We start from the raw sequence: 24,360 nt of genomic DNA on the forward strand, positions 1-24,360 counted from the left end.
GGTGCCTGGTCGCCGCCGATCACCCGCCGATACCACATCCAGGCTTCGGGATTGATGGGCTCGCCCACGGAGCCGAGCACCCGGATGGAGGACAGGTCGTACTTGGCGGGGATGTCGTCGCCCCACTTCATCATGGTGCGGATCGCCGTCGGGGCGGTGTAGAGGATGGAGACCTTGTACTTTTCCACGATCTCCCACCAGCGGCCCTGGTGCGGGGAATCAGGGGTGCCCTCGTACATCACCTGGGTGGCACCGTTGATCAGCGGCGCGTAGGTGACGTAGGAGTGGCCGGTGACCCAGCCGACGTCGGCGGTGCACCAGAACACGTCGGTCTCCGGCTTCAGGTCGAACACCACCTTGTGCGTGTAGGCGCACTGCGTCAGGTAGCCGCCGGTGGTGTGCAGAATGCCCTTGGGCTTTCCGGTGGTGCCGGAGGTGTAGAGGATGAACAGCGGGTGCTCGGAGTCATGCGGCACAGGAGAGTGCTCGGCCGACGCGGTCTCCACCGTGTCCGCCCACCACAGGTCGCGGCCTTCGTGCCAGTCCACCGGTTCACCGTTGCGCTTGACCACCACGACGTTCGAGACCGTGTGTCCGGGGGCGGAGAGCGCCTCGTCCACAGCCGGCTTCAGCGGCGACGGTTTGCCGCGGCGCCAGGTGCCGTCGGCGGTGACAACCAGTTTCGCTTCGGCGTCGTCGACGCGTGAACGCAGCGCGTCGGCGGAGAAACCGCCGAACACCACCGAGTGCACGGCGCCGATCCTGGCGCAGGCCAGCATAGTGATCACGGCCTCCGGGATCATCGGCAGGTAGACCGCGACCCGGTCTCCCTTGGCCACGCCGAGGGATTCGAACGCGTTTGCCGCCTGCTTCACGGCCTCGTTCAACTGCGCGTAGGTGTACGTGCGGGTGTCGCCGGGTTCGCCTTCGAAATGGATCGCCACCCGGTCGCCGAGCCCGTTTTCCACGTGCCGGTCCAGCGCGTTGTAAGCGGCATTCAGCTCACCGCCCACGAACCACTTGGCAAACGGGGCGTCCGACCAGTCCAGAGCCTGCGTGAAGTCCTTGTCCCATGACAGCACTTCGCGGGCCTGCCGGGCCCAAAAGGCCGGCCGGTCGGCCTCGGCTTGCTCGTAAATGCCGGGTTTCGCCACCGCCGCAGCCGCGAATTCAGCGCTTGGCGCAAACTTGCGGTTCTCGTGGAGCAGGTTCTCCAGAGCGTCGCCCGTGGCGGTTGAAGACTGCGTTCCGTTTGCTTCAGACATCTAAAGGCCCTTCATCTTGCTGGGTCATTTGCTTGCACCCGGCGGCATCCCGCCCGGCGCACCTGCTGGTTGCCAGCCTAATCCTTTGTACTCCTGTCGCAGTGTCGACCGTCACACTTGGCGATGTAAAGGGGGTTGATTCTGCGGTGAACGGCACAGCCACGTGAGGTCGACGGCGGTGATCCGGCTAGTGAAGGGTGGGTTCGTTGACTACGCTGAGACAAGCGCCAGAACGTTGCACAGCGGGCCCGGTCCGCGCTGCAACCGTAACGACCGGAGGATCGAAGATGTCACAGAACTCCCAGAGCCACGGCACGGCAGGAACTGCAGTTGCCGGCCCCTTCACCATGCGGGACATGGTGGTGGGTGCCGGCGTGATCCTGCTGTTCCTGTCGTCGGTGATGCCCCTGCAAGTTCTCCAAGGCATCGGCGTGAACCTATGGAACTCGGGCGGCCTGTTCCAGCTGGGGTTGGGCATCCTGCTTCCTGCGGTGGTGCTGGTGCTGTTTGTGGTGCGCCGGTTGGCGCCGCAGACGCCGCTGCGGGTGGGATCGTTGTCGGTCGATCAATTCGCCTCAGTGGTGGCTTCGCTGGCCTTGGCTTTCTACTTCCTGACGATCGTCACCATCTTCAGCGTCAGCGGAGTCATTGGTTTCATTGGCGGGCTGGTGCTCTTCGCCGGGACCGTCTGCGCACGCTGGATCCCGCAGCTCGCCTCGGATTTCGCCGGCCGCCCCGAAATTCCTGCCCACCCGGTGGCGCGGGACGCTGTTCCGGCCGCACCCAGGCCGAAGCAGCCCAAGCAGCCCAAGCCCGGCACTCCGCAGCGCGGCGCCGCTCCGGCCGGGGACCAGCCGAAGGCAGGGCAGCCGGCCGCCCATGCCGGTGCCGCCTGGACCGGAGCCAGCCAGCCGGAAGAGGTGCAGCCGGTAGGGTCCGGCGCCCTTGCCGGCTCCGGTTCCAGAGCTTCTGCACCTGCCGGCTCGCACCAGATCGGAGTGCAACAACCGTCAACCGGCCAGTTTGCCGCACCCTCCCGCAGCGGGGCAGCAGGACTGGCGGGCGCTACCGCCGCCGCGCAGGCAACTCAGTCGCCCGCAGCGGGCAACGGTACATCGGCGGTCGCCGCGGGACGGGACACTGCAGCCAGCCCGGTCAACGTACAGCACGCCGAAGACCTCGCGGCCGATGATGCCTTGTCGCCCGGCGCCGCGGACGGAGAGGCCGTCGGCATCCCGGTTACGGATGATGCGAGCGGTTCGGCAACGACACGGGCTGCCGTGTCCGCTGCTGGCGGTGTGGCCCGGGATGTCGGCTACTCCTCAAAAACGGTGGTGGGAGGTTCCGCTGCCTCGGATGAGGACCGGCACGCCCCGGAGACTGCCGGGGCGGGAGCCGCTGAAGCCCAGGACCGCGCAGATGCCCCTGGGTCCAACGGCGCAGCCGATCGGCACACGGAGACGGCAGTCCCCGGTGGCGGGACGGCCGGCGGGGCTGCTGCCGCGCCGGCTGGAGCCGGCACCGGCCGCACTCCCGCTGCCGGCCGCGCTCCCGCTGCCGCCCAGGAAACGGCCACGACCGCCATGCCGTCCGTTGCGAACAACGGCACGTCCGGCGCCGCCGCCTCGGGAGCCACGTCCATCAGCGCCACGAGGGACCACTACGAGGAAGCGGAAGAGGAATACGACGCCTTTTGGTTCGCCGTCGGGCGCACCCGGCCGGTCATGGACGAGGACACCGGGCAGGTCCTGTTCACGGTGGAACCAGGGTCGTGGATCCTGGCGCTGCAGGACCGCGGGGACGAGTTTTTGGTTCAGCACACGGACGGCAGGGTGGGCGTCCTAAGGGACCTGACGAACATTGAGCGTGCCTGACACTGCGCGGGCCACCCGCCGGCGCAAGACCGAAGAATCCCTGCTGGCCCGCAAGCGGCGTGCCCGGCGGATCAACAAAGAGCTCGCCGAACACTACCCGTATGCGGTCGCGGAACTGGATTTCACCAATCCCTTCGAACTGCTCGTCGCAACCATCCTCTCCGCGCAGACCACCGACGTCCGGGTCAACATGACAACCCCGCAGCTCTTCGCCCGCTACCCGGATGCCCGCGCCCTCGCCGAAGCGGATGAAACCGAGCTGCAGGAGCTGATCAAGCCCACCGGTTTCTTTCGGGCCAAGTCGCAGAGCCTGCTCAAAATGTCCAGCCAGATCGTCGATGAGTTTAACGGCGAGGTTCCGGCCAAGCTCGATGATCTGGTCAAGCTGGCCGGAGTCGGACGCAAGACCGCCAATGTGGTGCTCGGCAATGCCTTTGGCATCCCGGGGATCACGGTGGATACCCATTTCCTCCGCTTGTCCCGCCGCTTCGGCTGGACCGAATCTACCGATGCCGTCAAAGTGGAATTCGACGTCGCCGAGCTGTTCGAGCCCAAGGACTGGACCATGCTCTCCCACCGCGTGGTCTTTCATGGCCGCCGCGTGTGCCACGCCCGTAAGCCCGCCTGCGGTGCCTGCCCCGTGGCCCAGTGGTGCCCGTCCTATGGCGAGGGGGAAGTGGACCCGGAGAAAGCACGGAAACTGCTGAAGTACGAACTCGCTCCCGGCCGCGAAGAACTTCTGGCCAGGATGATGGCCGGTGAGACCAGACGGGAGCTTCAGGCGGCGGGTTTCCCGCTGGGAGCTTGATGTGAGCGCCAAAACGGATTTGCAGCGCCTGGTGGAGCTGCCGATGGAGCAGCGGCTTTCCGTCCGCGACCGCGAGCGGTGGTACAACGTCGCCTTGGATGCGGAAGCGGCCCGTCCGGCGGCGGTGCTCCTGCTCTTCGGCGCGTTGGACGACGCACCGGCCCACTTCCACGATTCGGCCGTTCCGGACGACCTCGACCTCCTGTTCGTGGAGCGCGCCGCAGGCCTGTCCTCCCACCCGGGGCAGGTAGCGTTTCCGGGCGGCGGCATTGATGCAGACGACGAGGGACCCGTCGGCGCCGCAGTCCGCGAGGCAGTCGAGGAGACCGGCCTGGATGCCGCCGGGGTCGAAGTGTTGGGTGTCCTGCCGGAGATCCCGCTGTCTGTCAGCAATTTCCTGGTGACCCCGGTCCTGGCATGGTGGGCGGCTCCCTCGCCGGTCGCCGTCGTCGACTTTGGCGAGTCCGCCCAGGTTTTTCGGGTGCCGGTCGCGGACCTGCTGGATCCGGCCAACCGGCGCATGTCGGTGCTTCGACGCGGCGGGCAGGTCTTCCGCAGCCCGGCGTTCCTGGTCCACGGAGTGGTGGTCTGGGGCTTCACCGCCATTTTGCTGAGCCATCTTTTTGATGATCTGGGCTGGACTTTGGACTGGGACATGTCCCGTGAAATCCCGGCCCCGATCGCTCCGCGTCCTGCGGTCGGCTGACGATCACCGGCGCCGGTGGCCGCCGTCGTTTTCTATTTGGCGTCCGCGTAGGAGTCGACCACTGACACACTGACCGGGAAGTCCACGGGGATCGGGCCGAAAACCAGGCGGGTGGCTGCGGCTGCAGCTTCTTCGATCAGCCGGCAGGCGACAGCCGTCTGGTCTTCGCGGACGTGCAGCATGACCTCGTCGTGCAGGAAGAACACCATCTCGCCCACCGAGGTGCCGGCCGCAGCACTGGCGCGGAGCCGACGCCGTACTTCCGCCAGCCAGCACAGTGCCCATTCGGCTGCGGTGGACTGCACGACGAAGTTGCGCGTGAAACGCCCCCGGCTGCGTGCCAGGCTGTCGGCCCTGCGCTGCTCTTCGGCTGTGGCGGTCCGTTGGGAGGCAAGCCAGCGTTCCGACGGCGGAGGGCAGCAGCGGCCCAGGTAGCTGCTGACGATCTGCCCTGCTTCGCCGGCCCGTGCTGCGCGCTCGACCACGGCGATGGCCTGCGGATAAGTGCGGGTGAGCTGGGGCATCAGTCGGCCGGCTTCACCGGTGGTCGCACCGTACATCGCTCCCAGCATGGCGATCTTCGCCTTCGACCGGTCGCCGCCGAAACCGGCGTCGGCAATCCCCTGGTAAAGATCCTTGCCTCTGCCTGCCGCCGCCAAGGCTGAGTCCTGCGCGAGCGCTGCCAACACGCGGGGCTCCAGCTGGGCCGCGTCGGCGACGATGAGCTTGTGGCCCGGATCCGGACGGACAGCGTCGCGGATTTGGCCGGGAATCTGCAGGGCTCCGCCGCCGCGGGACGCCCAGCGGCCGGTCACCACGCCACCTGCCACGTACTCCGGCCGGAAGCGTCCATCCTTGACCCAGGCGTCCAGCCAGGCCCAGCCATTGGCCGTGAACAGTCGGGACAGCTTGCGGTACTGCAGGAGCGGCTCGATCGCCGGATGGGAATGCTCTTTCAGTTCCCACGAGCTGGTGGTTTTGACCTCGATGCCGGCCCGGTGCAGGGCACGCGTGAGCTGCTGCGGGGAGTCAGGGTTAAAGGTCGGGTTGCCCAGCTCCTGTCCGAGCCTGGCGGCGAGGTCCTCCAGCTTTTCCGGCCGCCGGCCTTCCCGCGGGCGTGCTCCCAAATGGGTGGAGAGGATGGCCAGGTGAACGTCCTCCCGCCAGGGCACACCAGAGTGCTCCATCTCCGCGGCAATCAGCGCGCCGGCTGATTCGGCGGCCAGCAGCAGCTGCAGCCGGCCGCGTTGCGCGGAAGCCGCAACAGCGGCCAATTGGTCCTGCAGCTCGGCCACCAGGTCCTCCAGCGCGGTGCCACCGGCCCGGGGCGCGTCAAAGAGCGTGAACTGGTCCGGAGATTGCTGCACCGGCGGCAGCTGGCGGGGAAGGTCGTCATCCTGGTGCACCGCCGGTGCAGCCCGGAGCGCACGGATATACCCCGTGTCGGCAACGTGGACCGACAGCGCCAAGATGTTGCGGACCAAGGCCAGGTCGTAGCTGCGGTCAACGCGGGTGCCGGCCGCCAGCAGCGGCAGATACCCGGCGCGGGTGGACTCAAAGACCCAGCGCCGTCCTTTGCCATCCAGGTCCCGGACCGTCTCGGCCAGGGCGCCGTGGGGCACGACGACGGGCGGGCCGGCGGGGGCGCCGTGCGCGTCGGTGCGCTGCAGGAAAGCGTCGGGCTCCGCGCCGGCCGGCACGGAAATATTCCGCGCTGCGGAGGCCAGGACGATGTACACCCCTCAATTCTCCCCTGACCTGTCCTCCACACAGTCCAGGCAGCGCGCGGCGGCGCACATCAGAAGGATTCCGGGGCCGGCACGACCCGGAGTGCCGGGACGATCGGTGCATGCCAAGACACCACTCGATCGAAGGCGGTTCCCGCTGGAAGCCGGCGGAGACGCCGGATGTCGTCCTCGTCGGAGCCACCGCCCGATTGCGTGATGAAGTGGCGAGGATTGCAGCAGCGGCCGGGCTCGCTCTTCGTGCCGAGGGCCCGCAGGGAGCTGTCAGCGGAACCAGCGGACCCACACCCTTGCTGCTGGGCACCGGCGGGCATACTCGATCGCCGCGGAGCGGAGCGGACGTCGTCGTGGTTGGTTTCGTGGACGAGGCTCCGGCACTCTGGGACCTCGCTGCCGCAACAGGGGCCGGCAGAGTGGCCGTGCTGCCCGACGGCGCAGCGTGGCTGGCTGAATACTTGAGCAGTACCTGGCGCCGTGAATCGGCTGGAGAGGTCGTGGCCGTACACGGCGCCAGTGGCGGGGTGGGAGCGTCAGCCCTGTCCGCGTGGCTGGCCGCGACGGCGGCACGTTCCGGAACGGCCACGCTGTTGGTCGATGGCGACCCGCTGGGCGGCGGGCTCTCGGCTGCCTTGGGTGCCGCCGACGTCCCAGGACTGGTCTGGCCGGATCTGGCGGAAGTCCAAGGGACGGTGAACCCGGTCCAGCTGGCCGCCTCACTGCCGGCGATGGCAGACTTCTCCCTGCTCTCCTGGCCAGGGGCAGGCGAGCGGACGCTGCACGACCTTCCGCAGGAACACGTGGTCTCGGAGGTCATGTCCGCGGCCGCGGGCGCTTTTGGGCTGGTGGTGGTCGACGCCGGCCGGCTGCGGAGGCCTCCTGGAACCAGCCCTCCGGTGGACGACATCGTCCTGCTGGCACGGACTGACAGCCGCTCCCGGCGTGCCGGGGCAGCCGCCGCCGACCTGGCGGCCCGCACCGGCGCCGCGGTGCACGCAGTGGTCCGCGGACCGGTGCCGGCCGGCTCGGATGAACAACTCATTGCGGAAGGGCTCGGCGCTCCGCTGGCGGGATACCTGCCGCAGCTGCGGGCGGTGCCGGCAGCCCAACGCGACGGCCGCCTGCTGGAGCTGACATCGAACAGGCGGATCCGCACGTTATGCAACGGCCTGCTGGCACGGCTGGCACCCGGACAGAATCGAGGCCTTCGGCCATGAACCAGTCCGCACGCGGACGCCGGGCTGCGCCGGCAGCGCACCGCGATATCAGCCTGGAACCGTTCCGCCGCGCCGTCTTGTCCGACCCGTCACCGGTGACGGGAGCCCGGCTGGCGGCTGCGGTCCAGTCGAGCGGACGTTTGCTGGGTACAGCCGGCACGCTGCGGGCGGTGGACTCCCTCTCGGCAGCGTTGCGCGGACTCGGACCGTTACAGCCGCTCGCGGACGCCGGAGCGACGGACATTCTGGTGAACGGTCCGCACGACATCTGGACCGACGGCGAGGACGGTTTGCGCCGGACCGACGTCGCTTTTACCGACGACGCGGAAGTCCGGGCGCTGGCCGTTCGCCTGGTCGCAGCCGGCGGGCGCCGGCTCGACGATGGAAACCCCTGTGCGGATGTCCGTCTTGCGGGCTGCCGGGTCCATGCCGTGCTGCCGCCGATTTCGACCGGCGGGACCTTGCTGTCGATCCGGCTGCACCGTCCGCGCCGCTTCACGCTCGCCGAACTGCTCAGCGCGGCACCGCAGTGGCAACCGTACCTCGAAGCAATCGTCGCGCAGCGCCTGAATTTCCTGATCTGCGGCGCGACGGGAACCGGTAAGACGACGCTGCTTTCGGCGATGCTGGGCGCCGCGGCCCCGCAGGAACGGCTGGTTTTGGTAGAGGATGCCGCTGAACTGAATCCGGGCCATCCGCATGTGGTGGGCCTGCAGAGCCGGACCAGCAACGTTGAGGGCAGCGGATCGGTCGGCATGGCCGAGCTGGTCCGGCAAGCCCTCCGGATGCGGCCGGACCGGCTGGTGGTCGGAGAGTGCCGGGGCGCGGAGGTTCGGGAATTCCTTGCGGCGATGAACACCGGCCACGCAGGAGCGGGCGGGACCATCCATGCGAATTCGGCTGCGGCAGTTCCCGCCCGGCTGGCGGCCATGGGTTCGCTCGCGGGGATGAGCGCCGAATCCGTGGTGCTCCAGGCCGCGAGTGCACTGGACCTGGTGATTTCCCTGCGGCGCACCGGCAATGGACGCTTCGTTCACGAAGTCTGCCTGCTGCGCGGCACTGCGTCAGGACAGCTGGCTACGATCCCGGCGCTGGCCGCTGACGGCACCCGGGTCCGGTACTCCCCGGAATGGGACGAGCTGCGCCCCCGGTTGTTCCCATGACCGGACCCGTTGTTTTCCTGCTGTCGGCGGCCGCCTGCCTGCTGCTGTTTCATCCGCACATCAGCCGGACCGAGGCAGGACAGGGCTCGCGGCGAAGGACAGTCAGCATCCGAAGGCGACGGCGCATCGCCGCTGACCAACTGGACCAGTTGCCCCTCTTCGTGCGGCAGCTGGCCGCACTGTTGCGTTCGGGGCGCGCACCGGCCCGGCTGTGGCCGGACATGCTCGCGGTCTACTGTGCACCGGGCCAGCCTGGTGGGCGGCCGACGGGCAAAGGGCGGCAGAGCCGGTTGAGTGCCGCAGCGTCCGGTGCTGCCGGGGGAGAGGCTGGACTACTGCTGCCGGGACTGAGGGCTGCAGCGCGGGCCGCGGAGCTGGGGTTGGGGACCGGACCGGCGCTGCGGCGGCAGCACCCCGAAAGCGGCCGGGGCGTGGACCGCGAAGCCGCCGAGGTGCACCGCATGTGGCAGGATCTGGCCTCATGCTGGGAGGTCTCCGAAAGAACCGGCGCTCCGCTGGCACTGCTGCTGGAAAATTATGCGCGGCACCTGCAGCATCGGCTTGACGGCAGAGCAGCCCGCCGGACCGCACTGGCCGGGCCGAAGGCCACCGCAGCCCTGCTCGGCTGGCTCCCGTTGCTGGGACTGGCTCTCGGAGCAGCCATGGGCGCCGACCCCGCCGGCACGCTCCTGCTGTCGCCGGCGGGCTGGCCGCTCCTGATCGGCGGAGCGGGGCTGATGGTCACCGCACGAGTCTGGTCTCGGCAGCTTGTCCGCCGTGCTGCCGGACCGGAGGGTCTATGATCCCGGCGTTGGCAGGCGCACTGCTCTTCGCTGCTGCCTGGCTGCTGTGGCCTGGGCTGGTCGGAGCAGGCCACGGCGAGTCCCGGCAGGCAGGAAGGCGGGGCGGTCCCCGGGGAAATCACGGAGGGGACGGAACGGCCGACGATCCTGCCTTACACCTGGACCTGTTGGGCGCCATGCTGGCTGCCGGGCTTCCCCTGCCCCATGCCGTGGCAAGCCTGGCAGCGTCCACCCAGGGCCCGTTGAAGGCGCCACTGGAACAGGTCGCCTCGGCTCTGCTGCTGGGCGTGGACTGGCAGGAGGCCTGGGCGCTGGGAGAAGGTGGTTCCGAGCTTGACCTGCTGCGCGGCTCTTTGCGATTCGGGGCCGCAACCGGGGCGCCATCGGCAGCAGTGCTTTTTGCCCAGGCCGACCAGCTGCGGCGGCGCCGCCGCCAGGAAGACCAGCAGCGGGCGGCTGCGCTCGGCACCAAGCTCGTGTTGCCGTTGGGGCTCTGCGCCCTTCCCGCCTTCATTGCCCTGGGCGTCGTGCCGGTGCTCGTCGCCCTTCTGCCCAGGTTGTAAGTATTCCTCCACAGTTCAGTCGGTGCCACCGGATGTGCACCGGCACCAAGTCAAGCCTGCCGGCGCCGGGTGGTGTCCGGGAAGCTCGAATAACCGCAATCCGGCGGTCACAAGGAGGAGGCAAGCATGTCATTGTCACGTATCAATTTCCGGGACCGGACAGCACCTGACCGGCTGCAGTTGGCTTCGGTGCCAGCTGAAGCGCCTGAGGCGCAGCCTGACGGCCCCCGTAGCCCGGCGGAAGTGATTCCCTTCCCGGGCGCCGGGCAGACGCGTCGGCTCAGGAGGACTTGGCGCCAGCTGGCCGGATCCGAAACCGGGATGGCTACCGCCGAATACGCCATCGCCACGTTGGCTGCGGTGGCCTTTGCCGGCCTGTTGGTCCTGATCCTGCGCAGCGGCGAAGTCCGGGGCATGCTCACGGGCTTGGTAGAACTGGCGCTGACGGCGGTCTGACCGATGCCGCGCTGCAGACATATCGGACACCGAAGGTGGCACACCGCGCCGAAGGCGTGGCAGGGCGAGCGGTGCGAGCAGGGCAGCGTCACGGCAGAGTTTGCTGTCGCTCTGCCCGCCGTCGTTGTCATCCTGGTGTTCCTGTTGGCCGGGGCAGCAGCCGGAGCGGTGCAGCTGAACCTGGAGAAGGCCGCACAGGCGGCGGTTCGTCAGCTCGGCCGCGGTGAGTCCGAGGCAGCAGCCGCCCGAACCGTCCGTACTATCGCGGGCGGCAAAGCCACCCTGGCGTCGGTCAGCAGCGGCGGTTGGGTAACTGTCCACGTCACGGCGCGCGTGTCCGGCCCGTGGGCTGGATTTGGAGGCTGGAGATTGGAGGCCGAGGCCACTGGACCAGCCGAGCCGGGCCTTGGGCCGGTGGTTCCGGACGGGACCGGCAATGGTGTCCGGTGACCCGCGACCGCAGCCCGAAGCCGCAGTACAGCGTGTCGGAGAACCCGGAACAGACGCCGGCCAGCGAGGGGCCGGAACGGTGCTGGCAGTGGGGCTGGTGCTGCTGCTGGGCCTGATGCTCGCAGTGGTTGCCACGGTGATGCAGGCGGGAACAGCGTCGGTGCGGGCCGCCAAGGCGGCCGATCTGGCTGCCTTGGCCGGCGCCGACGCTGCCCGGGGGCTGCTGGCTGGTGAACCTTGCACCGTGGCCGCGGAGGTGGCCAGCAGGCAGGGCGCCGAACTGTCCGCGTGCCGGCGGTCCGGTTCGGGCGGCGTGGTGGTCGACGTCCGGACACGGACGGCGTTGCCCGAGGTCTTTGGCTGGATCAACGGACAGTGGTCGCATGCCGGCGGCCGGGCCAGGGCGGGGCCGCCGCCCGACCGCTAGAGCTTTCGCACGTCTGCAGGGGCGAGGGTGCGCCGGTGTGGCCGGCGTAGCCGGCGGAGGTAGAAGGCAGTTGCGCCGGTGTGGCGGCCGACGTGGCCCGCGGCGGAGGTGCAGGCAGTTTGCCAGTGTGGCCGGCGTGGCGGGCTGGGGCGCCGGCGGCTGCACGATCGCCCCGGTTACGCGGCGGCCGTCTCGCGCCGTTCGGCCGGGGCGGGGCCGGCGTGGGACAGCAGCGCCTCGATCAGCGTGACCGCGCCGGCCTTGTCCAGGGGATTGTTCTTGTTGCCGCACTTCGGGGACTGCACACAGGACGGGCAGCCCGTTTCGCACTCGCAGGACCGGATGGCGTCCCGGGTGGCCGCCAGCCAGGTCCGGGCAGCTTCGAAGCCCCGTTCGGCGAAGCCGGCACCGCCGGGATGCCCATCGTAGACGAAGATGGTGGGCTTTCCCGTGTCGGCATGCAGTGCCGTCGAGACCCCGCCGATGTCCCACCTGTCGCTGGACGCCACCAGCGGCAGCAGACCGATGCCGGCATGTTCGGCGGCATGCAGGGCCCCGGGGACACGGGCCGCGACCAGCCCGGCGGACGCCAGCTGCTGCTCGCCGATGGTGAACCAGACCGCTTTGGTGAACAGTTCGCGCGCACCCAGGTCCAAAGGTTCTTCGCCCAGGATTTCGTTGGAGATGAACGCCTTGCGCTGGAATGAGATGACTTTGGTGGTGACCTTGACGTCGCCGAAACACGCTTGGACCTCGCCCCATTGCTCGGTCCGCTGCGCCCCGAGCACTTCGATCTGCGTGATGTCCCGGGCCTGCGTGTAGTAGTCCGGATTGGCCCGGGTCACCATCGCGCAGTGGTCCTGCTCGTTGAGCTCGTCCACTACATACGTGGTGCCTTGGTGCACGTAGACGGCACCACTGTGGGCCTGGTAGTGGGACTGCGGCGAGTCCATGGTCCCGAGCAGCGTCCCCGAGTCCGTCTCCACGATGCTGATCGGGCCGCTCCCGTCGGCGCGCAGATTCACCATGGCCGCGGCGCTTTCCGGATGGGTCCAATACCAGCCGGCGGCGCGGCGCCTGAGATAGCCCTCGGCGGTCAGCCGGTCGAGCAGGCCCGGAGCGGCGGGACCGAACAGCTCGATATCAGCGTGGGTCAACGGAAGCTCCTGGGCGGCGGCACACAAATGGGGACCCAAAACATAGGGATTCGACGGATCGAAGACGGTGGCCTCGACCGAAACGTCAAAGACTGCCTCGGGGTGGTGCACCAGATAGGTGTCCAAGGGATCGTCGCTGGCCACGAATGCAGCCAGCGCGTCCTGGCCGGACCGGCCCGCTCTGCCGATCTGTTGGAACAACGATGCCCGGGTTCCCGGCCAGCCCGCCACAAGGACGGCGTCCAGCCCGGAAATGTCGATGCCGAGTTCCAGCGCCGAGGTACTCGAGACCCCCAGCAGCTGTCCTGACCGGAGTTTGGCTTCCAGCTCTCGGCGTTCTTCCGGCAGGTAGCCGGAGCGGTAGGCCGCAACCCGTCCCGGCAGCGAGGGATGGACGTCGTCCAGCAGCCGCTTGGTGATGGAGGAGATCGTCTCGGCGCCCCGGCGGGATTTGATGAAGGCGATGGTGCGCACCTGCGCGGACACCAGGTTCGCCATCAAGTCGGATGTCTCGGCCACCACGGTGCGCCGCTCTTTGGCACCGTTCTCGCCTTTGAGCTCGGTGAGCTGGGGTTCCCAGAAGGCAACGGTCGTGGACCCGTGCGGCGAGCAGTCCTCTGTGACCGCCTCCGCATCGGCGCCGATGAGCCGTCCGAACGAGGCTCCGGGGTCTGCGGACGTGGCGGAAGCTCCGATGAAGACGGGGTCGGCACCATGGCTGGCGCAGATGCGGCGCAGTCGCCGCATTAAGTTGGCCACGTTCGAGCCGAATACACCGCGGTAGCTGTGTGCCTCGTCAATGATTACGTAGCGAAGCCGGCGAAAGAACCGTGCCCACCAGGCATGGTTGGGAAGGATCCCGAAGTGCAGCATGTCCGGGTTGGCCAGCACAAAGTTGGCATGGTCCCGGATCCAGCGTCGGGCACCCGGGTCGGTGTCGCCGTCGTAGGTTTCAGCCCGCACCGTAGGCAGCTTCAAGGCCTTGATGGCAGCCAACTGGTCCGCCGCCAACGCCTTGGTAGGAGCCAGATACAAGGCGACCGCGCCGCTGGGCTCGAGGCTCACCGTGTCTGCCAGTGCCGTCCGGTGAATGGCATCAAGGGCCGGTACCTGGTAAGCCAGCGACTTCCCGGACGCGGTTCCAGTGGCGATGATCGTATGGTGTCCCTGGTGGGCACTTTCGGCGGCCTGCACCTGGTGGCGCCACGGCTCGTGCACGCCCAGCAGCGCGTAGGCGGCGCGGACATCGTCATGGACCCAACCCGGCCACGGCTCTGGGACAGCATCCCGCGCCGGCAGCTCGCGGACATGCACCAGCTGCTCGGGCTCCGGACCGGAGCCAAGCAGCGGAATCAAGGAATCGTGCACGGCCACCCGAACATTGTGTCACCACCGCAAGCCACAGCGTTTTGAACCGGTGGGAGGGTTGGTTGCAGCTGCCGGGCCCTTCGCCGGAGGGGCCGGTGACAGACGGAAAAGCGGTCAGTCCTCGGACATCGGCTTGAGGATCATCACATCGCAGACGGTATCCCAGCCCAAGTGGTTGTAAAGCATCTGCCCGTCGTGCGAGGCGATCAGCAGGCCGGTGTCAACCATGTGCTCAAGAGCGGAGGCAATCAGCGCGCGCATCACATGGGTGGCCAGCCCGCGGCGGCGGTAGTTGATGTCCGTTTCGATGTGGTCGAAGACCGCAAAGCCGTCGACGACGGCGACCACCCCGTGTGCGGCCTCGTTTCCTTCATGCACCACACGGACCCGGTGGACGTTGCCGGCCTTTTCCACTTCGGTCTTGAAATCTGCGTCGCGGTACCACGGGTCCTCGGCGTCTTGTGCGGACATGTCCGTGACCATCAGCGACTGCGCATTGTGGTGCACGCGCAGTCCGTGCCGGGGGGCCAGCTGATGGATGCGCTGCGCGTCGCGCGTCAGCACGGTGAAAATCCGTCCCGGCGATTTGGTCGTGTCGCGTGCCACAGCGGCGAATTCCTCGTCGCCCGGTTCGAACGCGAAATATTCCCAGTCTCCGGTCTTGTCGGCCAGCAACACGGCCGGGTGCCCGTCGACCTCTTCGGAAGAGTACCCCCGGCAGGCCGACCAGCCGGAAACCCAGGCGGCAAGGACGTTTTCGGGAACGTCTGTGGTGTATTCGTGGCCCATAGCAGGACTGTACCGAACACCGGCCGCGGGCGGCACCTGAAATGGGTGACAACCCTGTCACAATCCCTCAATTCACGCCACCGCGTAACCTTGATGCGTGGCTTTGAACCGGATTGTGCTCTATTACGCTTTCACCCCGCTCCCGGACCCGGACGCCGTCCGGCTGTGGCAACGCGCGCTGTGCGAGAAACTCGGCTTGCGCGGACGCATTCTGATCTCAAAGGACGGCATTAACGGCACCGTCGGCGGCGACCTGAACGCTGTGAAGCAGTACGTGAAAACAACGCGGGAATACCCGGCGTTCCGCAGCCTTGACGTGAAGTGGTCCGAGGGCGGGGCGGAAGACTTCCCGCGGCTGAGCGTCAAGGTCCGCAACGAAATCGTTTCCTTCGGCGCACCGGGCGAGCTCAAAGTGGACCAGGGCGGGGTGGTCGGCGGCGGAAAGCACCTGCGCCCGGAAGAACTGCACGAACTCATTGACGCGAAGAAGGTGGCCGGCGAAGACGTGGTCTTCTTCGACGGCCGCAACGCGTTCGAAGCGCAGATCGGCAAGTTCAAAGACGCCATCGTGCCGGACGTGGCCACGACCCACGATTTCATCACCGAACTGGAATCGGGCAAGTACGACGACCTCAAGGACAAACCGGTGGTGACCTACTGCACCGGCGGCATCCGCTGCGAAGTGCTCTCATCGCTGATGGTCAACCGGGGCTTCCAAGAGGTCTACCAGCTCGACGGCGGGATTGTCCGCTATGGCGAAACCTTCGGCGACGCCGGGCTGTGGGAAGGCTCGCTCTATGTCTTCGATCAGCGCATGCACCTGGAGTTCACCCCGGATGCCAAAACCATCGGCGAATGCGTCCGCTGCCAAGCGCCCACCAACAAATTCGAAAACTGTTCCAACCCCGAATGCCGCCAGCTGACCCTGTACTGCTCCGCCTGCGCAGCGGATCCGCAGACCCTGCGCTGCCCGGACGGCTGCCCGGAGACGGCCGCCTGACCAGAGAACGGCTGCCCGAGACGGCTGCCCGGAGACGGCCGCCTGACCAAAGAGATGCTGCCAGAGGCGGCCGCCCGGCCTGCGGGTGCACCTACGGCGCCGCGCCGGTTCAGGCGTCGGCGGTCTCCGGCCACAGGCCCGCGGCCGCATCCTGGGGCTCCGTGTCCTCAACTTCGGTCTTGAACACGGTCATGCCGCGCGCCCGGTAGTTGGCCACTGCCGCCGGACCGTCAAGTGAACAGGTATGCACCCAGACTCGGCGGACCGGCGGGAAACCATCCCAGCGGCCGTCCAGCCGCCAGGCCTGCCGGATGCCTTCAGCCAGCAGGGCGCCGCCCAGGCCGCGGCCTATGGCTTCGGGGAACAGCCCAAAGTACATGATTTCGACGTCGGTGCCCGCCCCGCCGGGTCGTCCCAGCAGTTCCACATACCCGGCCGGAGCGCCTCCGGTGTACAGGACCCAGGTTTCCGACCCGGGAGTGCGGATGACCTGCTCCCATTCGCCGCGGGTGAGTACCAGCCGGTCGCTCCAGTTCCAGCTGCTGCCCACACTGCGGTAGAGGAACTTGCTGAATTCCGGGCTGATCTGCGGCACGAGCACCACGCTGGCGTCGTCTGGAAGCGGGCGTGAACCCGGCACCAGCTGAGCCGGATGGGTTTGTTCAAGGTGCGTGGTGGTGACGAGCATGCAGCCATTTAACCACCGGGCGATGCGGCCGAACGCCGCCGCGGTCCCGACGGGAGAAGTGCTTCGACACGCCTGCAGCCGACGCCGCTCACTAGACTTGCTCCGTGGACTGTGCAGATTTCTCCGCCGTACCCGGCGCCCCGACCAGCAGTGACCCTCGGTTGCTGGAGGATCTGGCCGCCGATCTGGCAGCTTTGGACTACAGCGTGGACGGGGTGGCGGCGCTGCTGGGGGATCAGGCGTCGGAGGCCTTGGGGCGGGACCAGTTGGTCCCGGCGGTGCTGGCCACCGCCCGCCTGCTAAAGGGTCCGGCGCAGAGCCGGCTGGCCGCCGTCGTGCGGTTGTGGCTGTTGGGACGCGCCGTGGCGGCCAGGCAACTGGCACCGGCGTTCCCGCGCACCGGGTTGGACGGACTGGCCGCGCTGGGGTTGGTGGAGCACGACGGCGATGCGCTGCGTGCCGCTGTCGACCTCCGCCCGTATGCCTTCGGCGAGACCGGATTATGGGTGGCCAGCGACCTCGGAGCGCACCAGAGGCCCGGCGTCCTCCGGCACGACCACGTCCTGGGCATCGGCCAGGCCTCGCTGACGCTGGCCCAGGTCACCGTCCGGCCCGAGGTGGAACGCGCCCTGGACCTGGGCACCGGCTGCGGGATCCAGCTCTTCCACCTGCTGGCACATGCCCGCCACGTGACGGCCACCGATATCTCGGAACGGGCGCTGGCGTTTACGCGCTTCAACGCGGTGCTCAACGCCGGCGCCCTCGGGCTGGACCCGGACCACCTGGAGGCGCGGGTCAAGCTCCGGCTGGGCAACCTGTTGGAACCGGTTGCGGGGGAGCGCTTTGACCTGGTGGTGTCCAACCCGCCGTTCGTGATCACGCCGCGGCGGCCGGCGGAACGGACGGACGAACAATTCACCTACCGCGACGGCGGCCTGGCCGGCGACGACATCGTGGCTACACTCTTCCGCACCCTTCCCTCGGTGCTGGCCGACGGCGGGGTTGCCCAGATGCTGGGAAACTGGGAAATTCCTGCCGATGCCCTCAGCTGGCATGCCCGGCTCGAGCAGTGGCTGGCGCCGGAGACCGACGCGTGGGTGATCCAACGCGAACAGCTCAGCCCCGCGGAGTACGCGCAGACGTGGCTGCGTGACGCCTCGGTGAACCGCGACCCCGGATGGTACGAATCCGCCTTCGCTGCCTATCTGGAGGATTTCGAGTCCCGGAACGTGGCAGCCCTCGGGTTCGGCTTGGTGTGGCTGCGCCGCTCCGCGCCGGTCACCAAGGCCGCCGCGGACGGGGCAGGCCCGCAGTGGCGGTTTGAGGAAATCACCTATCCGATCGAGCAGCCCGTCGGCCCCCATCTTGCCGCAGCGGTCGAGCGCTGCGACTGGCTGGCGGCGCACACTGCGGACTTCGGCCGCCAGCGTCTGCAGGTCGCCGAGGACGTGACGGAGGAGCGGCACCAGCGGCCCGGAGCGGAACACCCCGGCGTCATTTTGCTGCGCCAAGGCGCCGGGCTCCGGCGAACCAATCTGATGAGTACGGAACTGGCCGGCTTTGTGTCGGCCAGCGACGGCGAACTGGAGGTGGACCAGCTCATTGGCGCTCTGGCGGCCTTGCTGGGCCGGCAAGAACCCGGGTTCGCCCAACAGTTGACCGCAGAGGTGCGGAACCTGGTGGCGGACGGCTTCCTGGTGCCTACTGGCGGGTGAGGCGAATCGTTGCCGGATTGCAGCATTGGGCCGCCCTCGCGAAGGCGCCGGCAGCGGTGACCGGGATTACACTTACTGATCATGACTAAGGGTTCATCCACGACGACCGGCCGCCCCGCCACGGCTGCGGCGGACGTGCACGGGGAGCCGGCGGCAGGGGACAGGGTCAATATCTCCGATGCCCGCGCCATCCGGGCTTTGGCCCATAACGTGCGGTTGAAAGTGATTGAGGAACTCTTTGATACGCAGCAGCCGGCTACGGCTACCGAATTGGCCCAGCGGCACGGGCTGACGCCCAGTGCGATGAGTTACCACCTCCGGGCCTTGGAGAAGTGGGGCTTCGTCAAGCGGTGCGCCAATCAGGGCGATGGTCGGGAACGGCACTGGCAGGCCGCTGCCGGCCGGCTGGACGTAACGAGCGTGGCGGACAGCCGTGCTGCCACCATGGGCGTGGTGGACGTGGAACTGAACGACCTGCGCGAACGCCTGTCCAAGTATGTTAAGCGGGACAAGCAGGTGCCCAACCCGGACACCTGGCGGCAGGAGGGGCATCTGGCTGCGCTGAGCACCGGGCGGTTCTACCTGACCGAGGAGCAGCGGAAGGACCTTGGCCGGCGGATCGGCGAGATCCTGCTGGAATACAGCCCGACCACCAACCCGGAGAACCGTGGCGACGGGGCGGAGAAGCTGTATTATGTCTTCTCCTTCCTGCCCGGAGACATCGACAACGACTAGGGTCCGGCCGAAAGCACCGGCGACTGCCTGCGGCCCCGAAGCATCGCACTGCACCACTGTGCATTTTCTGTTTCGCGGTACTGTTGCGGCTAACCTAGTGCTGACGGTCCTCCACCCCGCCGGGTTGGGGGACATACTTACAAGCGCAACAACACACCCTTTCTTTACGTAGGAGCACAGTGCCAGCCAAGGCCCGCGAAAAATCCGGCAAGAAACTCGTGATCGTCGAGTCTCCGGCCAAGGGCAAAACCATCGCCGGTTACCTCGGCGAGGGCTTCGAGGTCACAGCCTCCATGGGTCACATCCGAGACCTGCCCCAGCCTTCCGACCTGCCCGCCGAACTGAAAAAGACGTCGGTCGGCAAGTTTGCGGTGGACATCGACAACGACTTCGAGCCCTACTACGTGGTGTCTCCGGACAAGAGGAAAAAGGTTTCCGAGCTCAAATCGATGCTCAAGGACGCCGACGAACTCTATCTGGCCACTGACGGTGACCGCGAAGGCGAAGCCATCGCGTGGCACTTGCTCCAGGTGTTGCAGCCCAAGGTGCCCGTGCACCGCATGACGTTCAGCGAAATCACCCGCGAAGCACTGCAGCGCGCGCTCACCGAGGTCCGCGAGGTCGACACCGACCTGGTGGATGCGCAGGAGACACGCCGCATCGTGGACCGGCTGTTCGGCTACGAGCTGTCCCCGGTGCTCTGGCGCAAGGTCAAGGCCGGTTTGTCAGCCGGACGCGTGCAGTCCGTGGCCACCCGGCTGGTCGTCGAACGCGAACGCGAGCGCATGGCATTCCGGGCGGCCTCCTACTGGGACTTGCTGGCGACAGTAGAGCCCGCGGATGCCGCCAAGGGCGGAGCATTCAAGGCCAAGCTCGTCTCGGTCGACGGCGGCCGGATCGCCGTTGGTAAAGACTTCGACGATTTAGGCCGGCTGAAGTCGCGCTCCGTCCACTTGGACGCGGCCGCCGCCACCGCCTTGGCGGATGCGCTGCGCAGTGCCGAGTTCTCGGTACGCGCCGTGGAAAACAAGCCGTACACCCGTCGTCCGGCCGCCCCGTTCACCACCTCGACGCTGCAGCAGGAAGCAGCCCGGAAGCTCCGGTTCTCCGCGCGCTCGACCATGCAGGTGGCGCAGAAGCTGTACGAAAACGGCTACATCACCTATATGCGTACCGATTCCCCGGCGCTGAGCGACCAGGCCGTGAATGCCGCGCGGCGCCAGGCCTCCGAACTGTACGGGCCCGAGTACGTCCCGGACGCCCGCCGCGTCTACAAGGGCAAGGACAAGAACGCCCAGGAAGCCCACGAAGCCATCCGTCCTGCGGGGGACTCCTTCCGCACGCCCGGACAGGTCCGCAGCCAGCTTTCCGGCGACGAATACCGGCTGTACGAGCTGGTCTGGAAGCGCACCGTGGCGTCGCAAATGACCGATGCCAAGGGCTCAACATCGACGGTCCGCCTCGGCGCCATTGCCGGTGACGGGCGGGACGCCGAGTTCACGGCGTCTGGCACTGTGATCACGTTCCCCGGCTTCCTGGCTGCCTATGAGGAAGGCAAGGACGCCGGCCGCGAGGACGACGACGAGGCCACCGGCGGCCGCCTGCCGAACCTCGCCAAGGGTGACGCGCTGGATGCCCAGTCGGTAGACGCCGTCGGACACGAAACGTCCGCACCGCCGCGCTACACCGAAGCGTCGCTGATCAAGACCCTGGAGGACCGCGGCATCGGCCGTCCGTCCACCTACGCCGCCACGATCTCCACCATCATGGACCGAGGCTATGTGCGCCCCCGCGGTTCTGCACTGGTCCCGAGCTGGATCGCCTTCTCGGTGGTGCGGCTGCTGGAGGAATACTTCAGCGACTACGTGGACTACGACTTCACGGCAGAACTCGAAGAGGACTTGGACCGCATTGCGCGCGGCGAGGCGAGCCGGACCGAGTGGCTCTCCGGCTTCTATTACGGGGACCGCAAGGAAACCGGCCTGAACACCGTAGTGAACGATCTGGGCGAAATCGATCCGCGCCGGATCAACTCCATCGACATTGCCGAAGGCATCACCTTGCGGGTGGGCAAGTTCGGCCCGTATCTGGAACGCAACGGCGAGGGCGAGGGCGAAGAGCCGCAGCGGGCCAACGTCCCCGATGACCTGGCCCCGGACGAACTGACTCCGGAGAAGGCCGTCGAGCTGATGGAAACCCAGGGCCCCGGCGAGCGGGAGCTTGGAACGGACCCGGAAACGGGCAGGACCATTGTGGCCAAGGAAGGCCGCTACGGCGCCTACGTCACCGAAGTGATCCACGAGCCCACTGCCGAAGAACTTGCTGCGCAGCCGGTGGAGTACTACAAGAACGGCAAGCCCAAACCGCCGAAGAAGCCCGCCAAGGTCAGGCCGCGCACCGGATCCCTGTTCAAGTCGATGAGCGTGGACACGGTCACCCTGGAGGACGCGCTGAAGCTGCTGAGCCTGCCACGGGTCCTTGGCACCGATGCGGACGGCAACGAAATCACCGTCCAGAATGGGCGTTTCGGCCCCTACCTGAAGAAGGGCACCGATTCGCGGTCGATCGGTTCCGAGGAGGAAATCTTCACGATCACGTTGGAACAGGCGCTGGAGATCTACGCGCAGCCGAAGACCCGCGGCGGACGCACAGCCGCCGCCCCGCTGGCCGAGTTCGGCGTGGACCCGGTCTCGGAGAAGAACATCGTGGTCAAGGAGGGCCGTTTCGGCCCGTACATCACCGACGGCGTGACAAACATCACGGTGCCGCGCTCAACCGCCATCGAGGAACTGACCCGCGAGCAGGCCGTCGAGCTGCTGGCCGAGAAACGAGCGAAGGGGCCCGCGAAGGCGGCGAAGAAACCGGTCCGGCGCAAGGCGGCCGCGAAGAAGTAGCGCCGGACGCCACCCGGGCGTATTCCCGCCGGCCCCGGGACCGGGCCGGTGTCCGGTTGCGGGGCCGGGACGGCCACACTGCATAATGAGAAGATGCGTCTGGGCGTCCTCGATATCGGTTCCAATACGGTGCATTTGTTGTTGGTGGATGCCCACCCCGGGGCCCGGCCGGTGCCGTTCGCCTCGCACAAGCGGCCGCTGTCGCTGGTGGCCTACCTGGATGCTGACGGCAACATCACCGAAGAAGGCCAGCAGGAGCTGATCGGCTTCATCCGCGAGGCCTGGCGGTTTGCCGGGCTGCACCGTGCCGAAGACATGCTGGCTTTCTGCACCTCGGCCCTTCGCGAAGCGGGCAACGGGCGGGCCGTGCTGGACCGGGTTCAGGCGGAAGCCAACGTCACCCTGCAGGAGCTCACCGGCCCGGAAGAGGCCGCAATGACCCTGGTGGCGGTCCGTCGCTGGTACGGCTGGGGGTCGGGCACCGTCCTGGACCTGGACATCGGCGGCGGCTCCTTTGAAATGGCCATCGGTCATGACGAACAGCCCGATCTCGCCGTATCCGTGCCGCTGGGAGCCGGCCGGCTGACCCGGCAGTGGCTGCCGGAGGACCCGCCGAGTGTCAAGAGCATCAAGGATTTGCACGCCTACATCCGCGAGACGCTGGCACCGGCTGTGGCGGAGTTCGCTGAACTGGACCGCCCGGACATGGTGGTGGGAACCTCGAAGACCTTCCGCTCCCTGGCGCGCATCGCTGGAGCAGCCCCCTCGGCTGCCGGACCCTACGTGCGGCGCCAACTCAACCGCACGGATCTTTCCCTCTGGGCCCGGAGGCTGGCAGCGATGCCGGTCAGCGACCGCGTGAATCTGCCCGGTGTCTCCGTAGTGCGGGCGCCGCAGCTGCTGGCCGGTGCCATGGTCGCCGAAGCCGCCATGGAAATGTTCAAGATCGACACCTTGCAGATCTGCCCCTGGGCGCTGCGCGAGGGGCTGATCCTCAAACGCTTCGACCATCTGCTGTACGACAGCGACGCGCCCGTCAGCCCGGTTGGCACCATGCTGGTGCAGAAGGCCCTGGAACCGGCTCCCACCGTCGATCCGGGTGCCACTGGCGAGCCGGCTCCCACCGTCGGGCCGGCTCCCACCGTCGGGCCGGCTCCCACCGTCGAGAAGGTGGGAAGCTAGCAGGTCCGCGCCCACAAGGGGGCGCAGGTCGGGGATTGCCAGGCGTAACCGCGAACGGCAGCCGGGAAAGCGCACGGTGCAGGGCGACGGCCGGCAAACGGTTTAGAAGGCGATGACGTTGGCGAACGGCTTAAGTGTCGAAGCACATACCGCTTAAAAGGCGACGCCGGCGAACGTTGCGGTCGGTTGGGGGAGTCAACCGCTGTTCGCCGGCGCCCGGACCGGACCAGCAGATCCAGTCCGTCATCACTCGCACCTTGATGAGGTATTTAAGACAGTAGGCGGCGAGGTTGGGATAACCCCGTTAAATACCTGAACGGCACCTGTGAGTTGTTGTCCGAGGGTCGTGGACGCCGGGCACAACGCAGGTGGCCGCGTGATTCAATGGCAGACATGACTGCTCAAGCCACTGGAACGCCCGTCACCCGCCGTATTGCCTTCCTTGGCTGCGGCTCCATGAACGAGGCCATCCTTGCCGGGCTGCTGGCCGCCGGAACACCCGCAGCAAACGTGACCGCCACAGTTCGCCGCAGCGAGCGCGCCGAGGAACTGCGCGGGCGCTATCCGGGCCTGACGGTGTTGGCCGAGCAGGACGAGGCAGGCGCGAACGCCGCCGCCGTCCAGGGCGCCGAGGTCGCGGTGCTGGGGGTCAAACCGGCGGGCATCGCGGACCTCTGCCGGACCATCGCGCCCGCGCTGGCGGCGGCCACAGTGGTCGTTTCCGTGGCTGCAGCGGTGACCATTGCTGCCATGGAGGCCGCGCTGCCGGAAGGCCAGCCGTTGGTGCGCAGCATGCCCAACACGCCGTTCAAGGTGCGTCGCGGGGCCGTCGGAATCTCTGCCGGCAGCCATGTGACCGACGCCCAACTGGACGCCGCCCGGGAGATATTCGTCGGCGCCGGAACCGTCGTCGTCGTTCGGGAAGAGCAGTTGGACGCGGTGGCGGCTGTCAGCGGGTCCGGCCCCGCCTATGTTTTCTATCTGGCCGAGGCGATGGCCGCGGCGGGGGTGGAGCTGGGCCTGGACCGGGAGCTGTCACTGACGCTGGCCCGCGAAACGGTGGCCGGAGCGGGCATCATGCTCACCGCGCCGGATGCCGACCCCGCTGTCCTGCGCCGCAACGTCACCAGCCCCAACGGGACCACCGAACGGGCCATAGCAGCCTTCGATGAAGCCGGGCTGCGCCCCATCATCGCGCACGGTGCCGCTGCCGCTGCCGAACGAGCGGCCGAGCTGTCGCGCGAGCTGGGCTGAACGGCGGCAGTCGCCGAACGGCGGCAGTCGCCGCTTCCGCTCGCCGAGCGGCCGCAGGCACTGCTTCCGCGGCTTCCGCCGCGGGCCCCGGCGTCGCTAGGGTC

General features: G+C 67.8%; 21 protein-coding genes. 16 read left to right on the forward strand and 5 right to left on the reverse strand.

Annotation, left to right across the window (positions count from 1 at the left end; genetic code table 11):
• Positions 1-1,265: AMP-binding protein (locus AC5RWT_RS21920; RefSeq protein WP_494081996.1), on the reverse strand; the 1,265-nt coding region annotated here is incomplete at its 3' end.
• Between the two features lie 287 nt (positions 1,266-1,552).
• Between AC5RWT_RS21920 and AC5RWT_RS21925 the strand changes: the two genes are divergently transcribed.
• From AC5RWT_RS21925 to AC5RWT_RS21935, 3 genes are read left to right on the forward strand one after another with little or no spacing between them, the layout of a single operon-like run.
• A complete protein-coding gene (locus AC5RWT_RS21925) occupies positions 1,553-3,139 on the forward strand; it encodes a hypothetical protein (protein WP_494081997.1) in 1,587 nt (528 codons plus the stop codon).
• Entirely contained in the window at positions 3,126-3,947 is an 822-nt protein-coding gene (gene nth, locus AC5RWT_RS21930; RefSeq protein ID WP_494081998.1) for an endonuclease III, read from the forward strand. Before AC5RWT_RS21925 ends, nth begins: the two co-directional genes overlap by 14 nt.
• Before the next feature lies 1 nt (position 3,948).
• Entirely contained in the window at positions 3,949-4,653 is a 705-nt protein-coding gene (locus AC5RWT_RS21935) for an NUDIX hydrolase (RefSeq protein WP_494081999.1), read from the forward strand.
• Positions 4,654-4,685: 32 nt separating this feature from the next.
• Here the strand turns inward: AC5RWT_RS21935 and AC5RWT_RS21940 are convergent, their stop codons facing one another.
• Entirely contained in the window at positions 4,686-6,392 is a 1,707-nt protein-coding gene (locus AC5RWT_RS21940; RefSeq protein WP_494082000.1) for a bifunctional 3'-5' exonuclease/DNA polymerase, read from the reverse strand.
• A gap of 110 nt (positions 6,393-6,502) precedes the next feature.
• Here AC5RWT_RS21940 and ssd point away from each other — a divergent pair, with 110 nt between their 5' ends.
• The 7 genes from ssd (at position 6,503) to AC5RWT_RS21975 (ending at position 11,474) form a co-directional block, all read left to right on the forward strand.
• A complete protein-coding gene (ssd, locus tag AC5RWT_RS21945) occupies positions 6,503-7,612 on the forward strand; it encodes a septum site-determining protein Ssd (RefSeq protein ID WP_494082001.1) in 1,110 nt (369 codons plus the stop codon).
• A complete protein-coding gene (locus tag AC5RWT_RS21950) occupies positions 7,609-8,775 on the forward strand; it encodes a TadA family conjugal transfer-associated ATPase (RefSeq protein ID WP_494082002.1) in 1,167 nt (388 codons plus the stop codon). The genes ssd and AC5RWT_RS21950 overlap by 4 nt, the downstream gene beginning before the upstream one ends.
• Complete coding sequence (locus AC5RWT_RS21955) at positions 8,772-9,578, forward strand: hypothetical protein (RefSeq protein ID WP_494082003.1); 807 nt, start codon at positions 8,772-8,774, stop codon at positions 9,576-9,578. The genes AC5RWT_RS21950 and AC5RWT_RS21955 overlap by 4 nt, the downstream gene beginning before the upstream one ends.
• Before the next feature lie 8 nt (positions 9,579-9,586).
• Positions 9,587-10,141: a type II secretion system F family protein gene (locus AC5RWT_RS21960; RefSeq protein ID WP_494082004.1), complete on the forward strand. Its 555-nt coding sequence runs from the start codon at positions 9,587-9,589 to the stop codon at positions 10,139-10,141.
• A gap of 126 nt (positions 10,142-10,267) precedes the next feature.
• On the forward strand, positions 10,268-10,597 hold the full coding sequence (locus AC5RWT_RS21965; protein WP_494082005.1) for a DUF4244 domain-containing protein: 330 nt from the start codon (positions 10,268-10,270) through the stop codon (positions 10,595-10,597).
• A gap of 3 nt (positions 10,598-10,600) precedes the next feature.
• Positions 10,601-11,047, forward strand: coding sequence for a TadE family type IV pilus minor pilin (locus tag AC5RWT_RS21970; RefSeq protein WP_494082006.1), 447 nt, complete (start codon positions 10,601-10,603; stop codon positions 11,045-11,047).
• A complete protein-coding gene (locus AC5RWT_RS21975) occupies positions 11,034-11,474 on the forward strand; it encodes an Rv3654c family TadE-like protein (RefSeq protein ID WP_494082007.1) in 441 nt (146 codons plus the stop codon). Before AC5RWT_RS21970 ends, AC5RWT_RS21975 begins: the two co-directional genes overlap by 14 nt.
• 176 nt (positions 11,475-11,650) lie before the next feature.
• On the opposite strand, the gene AC5RWT_RS21980 is transcribed toward AC5RWT_RS21975, so the two are convergent.
• Positions 11,651-14,005, reverse strand: coding sequence for a DEAD/DEAH box helicase (locus AC5RWT_RS21980; protein WP_494082008.1), 2,355 nt, complete (start codon positions 14,003-14,005; stop codon positions 11,651-11,653).
• 108 nt (positions 14,006-14,113) lie between these two features.
• On the reverse strand, positions 14,114-14,788 hold the full coding sequence (locus AC5RWT_RS21985; protein ID WP_494082009.1) for a GNAT family N-acetyltransferase: 675 nt from the start codon (positions 14,786-14,788) through the stop codon (positions 14,114-14,116).
• Positions 14,789-14,885: 97 nt separating this feature from the next.
• Here AC5RWT_RS21985 and trhO point away from each other — a divergent pair, with 97 nt between their 5' ends.
• Positions 14,886-15,788, forward strand: a complete 903-nt coding sequence (gene trhO, locus AC5RWT_RS21990; protein ID WP_494082010.1) for an oxygen-dependent tRNA uridine(34) hydroxylase TrhO — start codon at positions 14,886-14,888, stop codon at positions 15,786-15,788.
• 109 nt (positions 15,789-15,897) lie between these two features.
• Here the strand turns inward: trhO and AC5RWT_RS21995 are convergent, their stop codons facing one another.
• Entirely contained in the window at positions 15,898-16,476 is a 579-nt protein-coding gene (locus AC5RWT_RS21995; RefSeq protein ID WP_494082011.1) for a GNAT family N-acetyltransferase, read from the reverse strand.
• A gap of 104 nt (positions 16,477-16,580) precedes the next feature.
• On the opposite strand from AC5RWT_RS21995, the gene AC5RWT_RS22000 reads away from it, so the two are divergent.
• From AC5RWT_RS22000 to proC, 5 genes are all read left to right on the forward strand, one after another.
• Positions 16,581-18,191 carry a DUF7059 domain-containing protein gene (locus tag AC5RWT_RS22000; RefSeq protein ID WP_494082012.1) on the forward strand — a complete coding sequence of 537 codons (1,611 nt, stop codon included), beginning with the start codon at positions 16,581-16,583 and terminating at the stop codon, positions 18,189-18,191.
• Positions 18,192-18,272: 81 nt separating this feature from the next.
• Positions 18,273-18,926, forward strand: coding sequence for an ArsR/SmtB family transcription factor (locus AC5RWT_RS22005; RefSeq protein WP_494082013.1), 654 nt, complete (start codon positions 18,273-18,275; stop codon positions 18,924-18,926).
• Positions 18,927-19,105: 179 nt separating this feature from the next.
• Positions 19,106-21,820, forward strand: coding sequence for a type I DNA topoisomerase (gene topA, locus AC5RWT_RS22010; RefSeq protein WP_494082014.1), 2,715 nt, complete (start codon positions 19,106-19,108; stop codon positions 21,818-21,820).
• A 93-nt stretch (positions 21,821-21,913) separates the two neighbouring features.
• The gene (locus tag AC5RWT_RS22015) at positions 21,914-23,002 is read left to right on the forward strand and encodes a Ppx/GppA phosphatase family protein (RefSeq protein WP_494082015.1); all 1,089 of its coding nucleotides are present in this window, start codon (positions 21,914-21,916) and stop codon (positions 23,000-23,002) included.
• Between the two features lie 393 nt (positions 23,003-23,395).
• Positions 23,396-24,256, forward strand: a complete 861-nt coding sequence (gene proC, locus AC5RWT_RS22020; RefSeq protein WP_494082016.1) for a pyrroline-5-carboxylate reductase — start codon at positions 23,396-23,398, stop codon at positions 24,254-24,256.
• The last annotated feature ends 104 nt before the right edge of the window (positions 24,257-24,360 follow it).

The sequence above is a fragment of the Arthrobacter sp. Dra40 genome, from assembly GCF_059091905.1.